A 9,341-nucleotide genomic window follows, 5' to 3' on the forward strand; every position below is an offset into this window, starting at 1 on the left:
CGGAGGCCACATGACCGAAGAGCAATCAGGCGGCGACGCCCAGAAGGAAGAAGTCTTTTCGACCACGATGCGGATCGACATCACCCCGCATCTCAAGGAGCAACTGGCCTCCACCTTCGGGCCCGGCCCGGCGCAGACGCGGCGCACCGGCCGCGTAACGATCAAGATCCCGAAGAAGTCCGGCGACAGCTCGGATCTCGGCAGCCCCGACTTCCAGGAGATCCTGCAGAACGTCTACGACGCCACGCTGATCACCGACCAGGGCGGGAGGATCGCCAGCGTCAATCCGCGGGCCATCCAGTTCTTCCGCGGGGAGCGCGCCGAGATGCTCGGCCGCAACATCGTGGACCTCATTTCCGGCGCCAGCGAGGACCTCGTGCCCACGATTCGAAAGAACCTGGAGGCCGACCGCTATACCCTGATCCAGGCCTACTGCCTCCGGAGCGACGGCACGATCTTCCCGGCGGAGATCTCCGCCAACCACCTGCACGTCTCCGGCCGCGACTACTTGAGCTTCTTCATTCGCGACATTACCTGGCGCAAGGAGGCCGAGGAGCGGTTGCGCACCGGTTATACGGCCATTCAGAACTCCGGGGACGGCATCGCCATCGCCGATCTGGACGGCTCGATCAGCTTCTGCAATCCCGCCATGACCGCGCTCTGCGGCGAGTCGGCCACCGAGCAGATGGTCGGCCGGAACCTTCGCGAGTTCATGGCCGAGCCGGCGCTGGCCGACGAAATCGTGCGCGAAGTCAGCGGGCACAACGCCTGGGGCGGCGAACTCGAAATGAAGCGGGTCGACGGCGCCACCTTCTTCGCGCAGGGCTCGGTGGCCCCGAACGTGAACGCGGACGACGAGCTCACCGGCATGGTCCTCTCCGTCCTGGATATCACCAACCTCAAGCAGGCGCAGTACCAGCTCGAATGCTTTGCCCGCGAGCTCCAGGAAAAGAACAACCTGCTGGAGAGCGACCAGATCATGGCGCGGGAGATCCAGCAGGCCTTCCTGCCGCGCCAGCACCCGGTCTTCCCGCGCGGCGCCAAGGCCGAGGACAGCATCCTGAAGGTGGGCCACCTGTACCTGCCCAGCGGCGCGGTCGGGGGCGACTTCTTCGACATCCTGGTCCTCTCCGACAGCCAGGCCGGGTTGTTCATCTCCGACGTCGCGGGGCACGGCATGCGGGCCGCCCTCGTCGTGGCGACCATCCGCGGGCTGATGGAGGAACTCGCGCCCATCGCGGGCGATCCCGCGGCCTTCCTCACGCAGTTGAACCGCGCCTACACCGGGATCTTCAGCCAGACGGAGCAGCTGACCTTCACCACGGCCTTCTACCTCGTGCTCGATCTGAAGACGGGCCGGATGCAGTACACGACCGCGGGGCATCCCTTCCCGTTCCACCTGCGGCGGAGCGCAGCGTCCGTCGGCATGCTGCCGGCCGGAGAGGGGGGCAAGGGTCCGGCGCTGGGGCTTTTCGACAACGCCTCGTATGGCTCCGCCTCCGGGACGCTCGAGCCGGGCGACGTCCTGCTGCTCTACACGGACGGCTTGAGCGAGGCGGAGGGCGTCAACCGCGAACTCTTCGAGGACCACGAGATGGTAGCCTCCCTCCAGAAACTCCTGCCGCTCGATCCCGGCGCGCTGCTCACCGACCTCGTGGCTGCCGCGCGCGAGTTCAAGGGCACGGCGGATTTCGAAGACGACGTCTGCCTGCTCGCGGTGGAACTGAAACGTCTACTCTCGTAAAGCCGCCCGCATCCGGCCTTATCCGGTCTCGCTCGGGATGAAGTCTGGGCGAGGGGGGATTCGAACCCCCACTCCTTACGGAACAGGATCCTAAGTCCTGCGCGTCTGCCAGTTCCGCCACTCGCCCATATATTATAACAACAAGTAGTTACGATAATTTATAAGAATGCTTTTGTAAGCCGGTAACGTTCGGGTAACGTTTATCTGTCCAAACGGAGGGACAGCATGAGCAGACACAAGCAAACCGTTCATACGATCTGTATTCGCAAACGCCGCGACAAGTGGCAAGTTGATTGTCGCAAGATCGGCGGAAAACAAATCTCCTACGAGACCAAGGATCAGGCCGAAGGCGCGGCTATAGCCGCTTGGCAAGACTACCAGACCAGCAAGCTGCTTGGCTTTGACCTGACACCCGAGCGCCGCCGGCTGGCTGTGGACGCGTTCAAGAGGCTGGAGGGCTACCCCGACGACAGCCTTCTCGATGCCGTGGACTTCTACAAGGAACGGACCAGCCCGAAGAACAGCAAGCGAACCGTCGACGAACTCTTCACCGAGTTCATGGCAAGCCACGAGGGCGCCGGTAACAAGCCGGTCACCTTGCGCGATTACAGGCAACGGCTTGGCCGGTTCAGGGATGCGTTCAGAGGGCGCCTTGTCCATGAGATCAGCACGCTTGAGCTTGAGCGCTGGCTGGACAAGATCGGCGCAACGAGCACCCACCGAAGAAACTACCGGCGCGAGTTGTCCATATTCTTCAAGTTCGCCGTGACCCGTGAATATGCCCGCCGAAATGTGGCAACAGGGATTCTTAAGGTCAGGGTCAAGCGGAAACCGCCCGAAGTCTTCACGCCGCAGGAAGTTCGCTCTCTAATGTTTGTGGCCAAGGAATACCAGCTTGGGTTGATGCTCCCTTACTTTGCCATTGGCTGCTTCGCCGGCCTCAAGTCCGAGGAACTGCGCCGCCTTACCTGGGAGGACATTAACTTTGAGACGCGCGAGATCTATGTCAGTCCCGAGGCGGCCAAAACCAGTGAGGACCGCTTTGTTCCAATGCAGGACAACTTGGTCGAGTGGCTGCAGCTCATTCCGGATGCGGCACGAAAGGGCATGCTCGACTGGGATCGAACAGCTTTTCAGGCAATACGCAAGAACGCGGGTGTGCTGGAGAAGTGGAAGGCCAATATGGACATCATGCGGCACAGCGCCGCAAGTCATCTGTACAAACTGACCGGTAACGCGGCGCAGACTGCAGCGGCCATGGGGCATGGCCTGGTCGTCTTTATGAAGCATTACAAGCGCGCTGTGAGCGAGGCTGACGGCAAGGCGTACTTCGATGTGCGCCCGACCGATTCGAAATCCAATATCATGGGGATGAACGCCGGCTGAGCCGTAGGAATCTGGCCGCGGCTCCTTGAGTTCGGGCCGATTTCTCTTGGCGAACCGCCTCCACGACTTCGCCGGCCAGCTTGGGCGCATGGAAGCCGCCCCGTAGCGGGTGGCCAATACAGCGGGAGCCGCTTTCCTTACCGCGACAGCATGGTTTTGATTCCAGTGGACCGAGCATGGGCGCCACGCGGATGATCGACAAGCCGCGTTATCGGGGCGCTTGACTCACTATGCTGATCTGGCCGGGTTCCAGGATTTCCATGTTGGGTACATCTTGATGGTAGTAAAGCAGGCCACTGATGCGAACGGTCCGCCCGTTCAGGAGAACCGACGGATGTCCCCCTAACGCTTGGACCAGGGCCTCCATGTTCTTTTTGCGGATGATAGCCGTGAAATGGCCCGGCGTCGTTTTCCCGAAGTTCAGAAACGTCAGGGCGGATGTCGGCGACGCGCCGATCCCGTCAATCCGTCCTTCAACCGTGATTCGTTTCCCCTTGTACGCGCGGAGTTCGTCCAGCGCCGTGGCGGAAATGACCGGCAGGCTGCTGTCGTTTACCGATATCAGGCGAATCTGGTCCGGCCGGGTAAGGATGATTTCCGGAATGCCCTTGTAAACGTTAATAATGCCGTCGATTTCCACTTCCTGCCCGGCGATGGCGCGCAGGTTTTCCCCGTGCACAGCTGTGAACGAGGGGAGGACGTTTCGATGAACGATGCATTGAATGTGGGCTTCATCATTGCCGCTGAAGTTGATGTACGTGTACTGGTTTTGTCCTGCCCGGATGATGGACAGGACGTTCCCTCGCACAATGACGTGTTGACCGGCGTGCCGTAATTGACTGGCTATATCCTGGGCGTCCAGTCGAACAGGGGCCTCCGTCGCGGGGGGGGCCTCCGCGGATGCAACGGGCCCGGCCGTCTCGGAAGGGGGCGAACTCGCGGCGGGACGGGATGCGGACGGTGGGGCCGGCGGCGGGGAATCGGAGGGATATGACTTTTTCAACTCCAACTCGTTCCACGCAAGGGAACGACGTATAGCGGGGTCGGCGGGGTAATCCTGGGCCAGCGCTCTCCAGATGGCGTTTGCTTCCTCGAGTCGGGATTGTTTCCCTGGCCCTTCCCAGTTGCCCAGCATTCGGCCCAGACGCATGCGGAGGTCCCGGCTCGATGGATGACCGCGCAGCAAGTCCTTGTACAGCGAATAGGATTCGGCCAGTACGGCCTCGGCGGCAACAACATCGCGGGAATCGTTATGCGTGCGAGCCAGTTCATCCAGGGCGAGCGTAAGATCCTCTTTGCATTCCGCATTGTCGGGATACTGATTGGTCAGTTTGCGCCCGATCGCCAGGGATTCTTCGAGGGCGAGCCGGGAGGCGGCGAGATTCTTACGCTGCCTGAACAGCCTGCCCAGACCGTTCAGCGCGCGGGCCAGATCCTGTTGGTATTCCTGGCTTTCAGGGTGTTGTTCCGCCAGGGCGCGGCCGATAGTCAGGGCCTTTTCAAACGCCTGTTGTGCGGCGTCCACGGCCCCTTGTCTTTTGGCGCCTTCAGCCCATTCCACATAGGTCCTGACCAGGTCGCGTTGATGCTCGGAATTATGCGGTTCGGCGGCCAGGCGTTTCTCCAATAGCGAAAGCTTTCGTTTCCATATCTCCATCGCCTCGGGCCATTTTTCGACCTGGCGATAAAAACCGCCGAGGCGAGTCAACGCCCAGTTCAGTTCCCGCTGCAAGCGCTCATCCTGTTGATTCTCGGCGACAAACTGCTCGTAGAAAGCCACGGCATCGCGGAGCAACTGCTCCCGCGCCGGCGCCGCGCCGGGGACATCCGCCAGCGTTCCCTGGGCGACGACAGTCATAAATTGATCCACGGTGTCCATGGCCTTGAGGAGGTTGGCCTGCGCCCTTTCCTGATTCTGCACGGCCTCGCGCTCCGCCCGCCGGGCTTTCTCTTCGGCTCGCCGGGCCCGGAACAGACCGACGTGGGCCAGTATCAGGCCGCTCACCAGTGCCAGGGCCATCGCCGCGGCGCTGCCCACCAGGGCCTTGTGCCGGCGCACGAATTTAGTTGCCCGATACCAGGTGGACGGAGAGCGGGCGGTGATCGGCTCGTTGTTCAGGTATCGCTGCAGGTCGTCCGCCAGCGCGGACGCGGAGGCGAATCGGCGTTCCTTCTCCTTTTCCATCGCCTTGCGCACGATGATTTCAAGGTCGCCACGAAATGCGCGGTTGACCATGCCGAGGCGCGTCGGTTCCTGTTCGTGAAGCATCCGGACCGCCTCGTGAATCATTTGCGTATCGAGGCGGTAAGGACGCTCGCCGGTCAATACCTCAAAACCGATCACGCCCAGGGCGTAGATGTCGGTTCGCACGTCGATTTCGTCGGCCTGGCCGTCCGCTTGCTCCGGCGACATGTAGGAGAGCGTGCCGATCACGATCCCCGCTTCCTTCTGCGCCGTGGTAATCTGGATGTTGGCCTCGGTTAACCGCGACACGCCAAAATCGAGGATCTTGGGCTGCCCGTTCGCGTCCACCAGGATATTGGAAGGTTTCAAGTCGCGGTGAATAATGCCTCTTTGATGGGCGTGATGCACGCCGTCCACGACGCGCTTGAGCAGCGCGACCCGTTCGGGGATGGAGAGCGTGTGCTGCCTGACATACTCGGTGATCGGCACGCCCTCGATAAACTCCATGGCGAAGAAGGGCTGGGAAAAGCTTCCGGACGTCGTGGCCCCGGCCTCGTAAATGCGCGCGATCGCGGGATGTTCGAGCCGGCCCAGGATTTCGACCTCCAGGCTGAATCGCCGCAGCAAGACGGGCGAGATCAGGGAGGGCAGAAGAAGCTTCAGCGCGACGCGGCGGCGGGGCTTTTCCTGCCAGGCCTCGTAGACGACGCACATGCCTCCCTGGCCCACGGCGCGAAGGACGCTGTAACCGGGAACGATCGGCAGGGGAAGCGCGACGGGGTGGACGGGCGGGAGATTCCCCGCCGTGCTGATCAACGGCATTTCGCCGGGAGAAGGACCGCGGTCATCCGTCATGGCGCTCGTGCCCTTGCGTCGCCAAGGCCTCTTCAAACAAGCGGCTAAGGTCCGGGGGGATCCACGGTCGGTTATGCGCCCACGTATAGCCCCTCCGGATTTCCGAACGCGGGAGATTGGTGATGGCAATATGGATGCGTGTTTCCGCGGCGGCCAGGGTGGCGTAATACAACACGGTGGCCACCTGCTCGGGATAGGCGTATTGAGGACTTCGGCATAATTGCTTGGCGAAATCCTTGACCAGCCGGAGAACGGAAGCGGGCGGATGCGGGTGCAACAGCAGTTCCCGGAAGGTACGGACAGGGGTCTCGGCCAACGTGTCCCGGATGTCCGGAATAAGTTGGCCGAGGTCGCCGGCCAGGGGGGCATTCATCTGGTGTTCGATCATGGGCCCGTAGTCCCGATCGGCCCAGGTCACCCGCTCATGGGTCGTTTCCTCCATAAGACCCTTCAGCACCCTGGCCTCCGCCCTCAATCGATGCGGGCCGGATATGCGAGATGAACGCCTCATGACTCTTTTCTCACTGATACGCAGAAAGGTCCGATAATATTGCGTGGAGTTCCTTCATTTCGCGTTCCACGGCCCCTTCATCGCAGGAGTAATCGAGGATAATCGACCGAAAGGTGCGCTCGAACATGTGTTTGACGGTGACCAGCGCGCACGCGGCCTGCAGGGGCGACGAAAAGCCGAGCCGATTCACCAACTGGGCGTACGGAGTGGGGGTATCCCCATGCAGGATGGGATTCACGACCCGGTCCTCCAGCAAGGCCCAGTAATGGGCCCGGCCGGTCGACTCGCAGTTGCACTTCACCTGTCGCAGGGTTTCATTGATGAGTTCCCGAATCCAGGCCAGGTCGAAAACGACGGAGGGGGAGTGTTCGCCGGTCGATTTCTCGATTCGTTCCGTCAATTGATCGAGCGACATGACGGCGCTTCGGCCCGGCGAGCGGCGGACGCTGTTTCTTTTACGGAACGAGCTGACCGCGTAGCGATCCAGGGAGGTCAGGAGAAGGGTGCGAAATTTGCCGCGCTCCCGATTCGCCGAGGCCAGGAGGTCTCCCAGCAAGATTTTCTTGAGAATGAAGTCATGCACAAGATCTTCAGCCTGATCCTGGGGCATGCGCCATGAGTAGCCCAGATGCGTGAGCAGGGCCGGTCTGTAGAGTTGCAGCAAATCATCGCAAGCCCGCTCTGCCTCCTTGCTGGACTGATGAGGCACCGCTCTTCGTACCAGTGTCCAGCGGGTCGTAGGAAACTTCCGGGCTGGTTTGCCTGCATTCATTTTTCATGAACGGCTGTTATCGACGGGATCGATTGTAGGGCAACTCCCACATGCAGTCAATACGCAGTCCTGGGCGCCAATACGGTACCCCTTGATCCTCAAATTATTATACAGCCGAAATGCAAACTTGTTCCGCCCCGGGACAAATCTGTTCAGCGCTGCAGGTACGCATCGGCATTTGAGTTCAAAGTTTTCGACCGCGCGTAAAAGTCCTGAAAGCAGCGCTGCCGCGCTCATTACAGGCTTGTAATGAATGAGATATGCCGCACTCCGGCCGGGCACTATATCCGCACTCCGACTGCGTATAGCTAGTTAAGTCAGTGTTGTCTCGATGGATATCGGATCGGATGAAGGATGCGCTCAAACAAAGAGCGTCCGTGGTTGTGTATAACTAATTAGTAAGCAACTGGATGTGTAGGATACGCCCGGGGAGGCTGTGTCTGTTTGACTCAATGGCCGCAGCGCGCAGCGCGGGGCGCTTGTCGGTGTAACTTATTCTGGAAACGGGAAATACGCCGTGAAACGAGTGTGGAGTGATGCGGGAAGGCATTCGCGCACTGTATACCACAGCGAGGGGCCGACACGAGAATACGAGGCTCGATGGTTTTTAAAGCCCTAGGAAAGACGCCAACCATGAACAAGAAATATCTGCTCGTCGTGGCTGCGCTGATTCCGCTGCTATGCGCGAAGTCCGCTCGGGCCAGCGACTATACCAAGCTTCTGCTGCACATGGATGGTTCCGGCTCCAATATTGTGGACTCGTCATACCATCCGAAAACCATAACCGTGGTGGGTAATACAACGCAGACGACGGGGTCCAAATTCGGGCCCACCAGCGCCTATTTCGACGGCAGCGGAGATTACTTCCACGTCTACAACAGCTCCAACACGGCTGACTTCAATTTCGGAACAAACGATTTCACGATAGACTTCTGGTTGTATCCTTTATACACGGCCAATCAGTTGGTGTTTCTCATGTTCAGCGGTGCCACCAATAATATCTGTATACAGCACTATTATACAGGCGGAAAAATATGTTTCTACCCGGGCAACACGACAATCAACAATACCGGGGTGACCGTCCCGTGGAGTCAGTGGGCCCATTATGCCATCGTAAGAAATAACGGTGCCTTGAAACTGTATCTCAATGGCGCGGCAATATATACGGGCACGTTTACAGGGACCTTCAACAGCAATGCCCTATATTTCAGTCATCCAAACGCTTACTACAAGGGCTACGTTGACGAATTGCGGATTTCAAAGGGCATCGCCCGGTGGACGAACAACTTTACGCCGCCAACAGCCGCCTATGAGCTTGCACCCCAGCCCCTGTTGTCAGCGCTCACGGCGACAGGGATCACGGCTTCGGGCGCGACGCTGGGGGCGACGGTGGCGACGAACGTGCCGGACTTGACGGAGCGTGGCACTGTGTGGGGGACGGCGGCGGAACCGACGGCGAACGCGCTGGCGGAAGGGGGAACGGGGGCGGGGGTCTTCAGTCATGAGAGATCGGGGCTGCCGGCGGCGACGTTGATTTACTACCGCGCGTACGCCGTGAACAGCGCGATGACGTTTTACTCGGTGGACGCCAGCTTCTGGACCGCGCCGGCCGCGCCGAACGCGCAGTCGGCTGTGCCCGTCTCCAGTACTTCTTTTGACGCGAACTGGGATCCGACGGCCGGAGCCACGAACTACTTATTGGATGTTTCGACGAATGCGTCGTTCACAAGTTACGTCGGCGGGTATCAGAATCTTGCCGTGGGGGACGTGATGACGAGGGAGGTGACAGGACTGACGCCCGCGAAAATGTACTACTACCGGGTGCGCGCGCAAAACAGCGGTGGCATCAGCAGCAACTCGCAAACCATCAGTTGGATTAATTTGCCGC

Annotated in this window: 5 protein-coding genes and 1 tRNA gene; 2 read left to right on the plus strand and 4 right to left on the minus strand. The window is 60.3% G+C overall.

Annotated elements, in window-relative coordinates:
• Window positions 1-10: 10 nt before the first annotated feature.
• Window positions 11-1,744 carry a SpoIIE family protein phosphatase gene (locus KA248_06670; GenBank protein MBP7829585.1) on the plus strand — a complete coding sequence of 578 codons (1,734 nt, stop codon included), beginning with the start codon at window positions 11-13 and terminating at the stop codon, window positions 1,742-1,744.
• A gap of 45 nt (window positions 1,745-1,789) precedes the next feature.
• Here the strand turns inward: KA248_06670 and KA248_06675 are convergent.
• Window positions 1,790-1,871, minus strand: a tRNA-Leu gene (locus KA248_06675).
• 98 nt (window positions 1,872-1,969) lie between these two features.
• Here KA248_06675 and KA248_06680 point away from each other — a divergent pair.
• Window positions 1,970-3,130, plus strand: coding sequence for a tyrosine-type recombinase/integrase (locus KA248_06680; GenBank protein MBP7829586.1), 1,161 nt, complete (start codon window positions 1,970-1,972; stop codon window positions 3,128-3,130).
• Between the two features lie 208 nt (window positions 3,131-3,338).
• On the opposite strand, the gene KA248_06685 is transcribed toward KA248_06680, so the two are convergent.
• The 3 genes from KA248_06685 to KA248_06695 form a co-directional block, all read right to left on the minus strand.
• Entirely contained in the window at window positions 3,339-6,170 is a 2,832-nt protein-coding gene (locus tag KA248_06685; protein MBP7829587.1) for a protein kinase, read from the minus strand.
• Entirely contained in the window at window positions 6,160-6,627 is a 468-nt protein-coding gene (locus KA248_06690) for a hypothetical protein (GenBank protein MBP7829588.1), read from the minus strand. Before KA248_06690 ends, KA248_06685 begins: the two co-directional genes overlap by 11 nt.
• Window positions 6,628-6,691: 64 nt before the next feature.
• On the minus strand, window positions 6,692-7,453 hold the full coding sequence (locus KA248_06695) for a sigma-70 family RNA polymerase sigma factor (protein MBP7829589.1): 762 nt from the start codon (window positions 7,451-7,453) through the stop codon (window positions 6,692-6,694).
• Window positions 7,454-9,341: the final 1,888 nt, after the last annotated feature.

It is taken from the genome of Kiritimatiellia bacterium, assembly GCA_018001225.1.
Lineage (GTDB): Bacteria > Verrucomicrobiota > Kiritimatiellia > CAIQIC01 > JAGNIJ01 > JAGNIJ01.